We start from the raw sequence: 517 nt of genomic DNA on the forward strand, positions 1-517 counted from the left end.
CTCCGTATCACAGGAAAGGATATTTTCCCCGAGTACCAGCGCAGTATGTGCCCGCGTTGAGCCAATACCGCCAATCACCAGCCTGCCGTGCGGGTCGTCGTAAGCCAGTGCCTGCTGCTGACCGAGTATTTTGTTGATTACCTCAATCACCGTTTCACCGTGATCAGGCTGAACATCAGGAATAACACCCGACGGCGCACCGCTGTTCACCACCTCAATGCCGAAAGGCGCAGCAAGCGCCTGCGCAATCTGCACCAGCGAGCGTCCGTTAAACTGTGTCGGTTCGGCTGCACAGTCAATCAGGTCAGCCGTCAGACTGCGTCCGGCAATACCGGTACTGACCGAACGGGCATCGTAACGAACGGGCGTCGCCTCCACCCAGCCGGTGATCACCAGCTCATCACCAATCAGCACCTCCACTTTTGAACCGTTTTTAATGCGCGGCTGAAGCGTAGTAATACCCTCATCTCCCGGCCACTGGCGGGTGATCTCCACACTGAAATCCCGCGCCAGCCGT

General features: G+C 57.6%; 1 protein-coding gene. It reads right to left on the bottom strand.

Annotated elements, in window-relative coordinates; all coding sequences use genetic code 11:
• The coding region (locus tag D9736_RS23870; protein ID WP_346472158.1) for a phage baseplate assembly protein at window positions 1-517 on the bottom strand (517 nt) is incomplete at both ends.

This window comes from Escherichia sp. E10V10, from assembly GCF_004211985.1.
In the GTDB taxonomy this organism is placed as follows: domain Bacteria; phylum Pseudomonadota; class Gammaproteobacteria; order Enterobacterales; family Enterobacteriaceae; genus Escherichia.